Annotated in this window: 1 protein-coding gene; it reads left to right on the forward strand. The window is 60.2% G+C overall.

Going from position 1 to position 279, the window contains the following annotated elements; translation table 11 throughout:
• The coding region (locus L5876_RS14705; protein ID WP_236957110.1) for a glycosyltransferase family 4 protein at positions 1–279 on the forward strand (279 nt) is incomplete at both ends.

Consider the following 279-nt stretch of genomic DNA (forward strand, 5'->3'; position numbering starts at 1 on the left):
GGTTTGCTGGCGGCGAGTCTGGCTCGTGTGCCCGTCGTGATCGCCACCGCTCAGCAGTACATGCAGCCGCCATGGGGGCGCACCGTTTACGCGCAGCAGCAACTCTGTGGGGCGGGTGTACATCGTTACGTCGCGGTCTCAGAAGTGGTCGCGCAACAACTGAACCAGACCTTTCACGTTCCAGTGAAAAAAATCTGTGTGATTCACAACAGCGTCCCAGGCGCAGCGTTCAACCGTTCACCGAATCTCGCCCTCCGCATCAGGTTGACGCGAGGCGTC

This window comes from Hyphobacterium sp. SN044 (genome assembly GCF_021864465.1).
Classification (GTDB): domain Bacteria; phylum Pseudomonadota; class Alphaproteobacteria; order Caulobacterales; family Maricaulaceae; genus Hyphobacterium.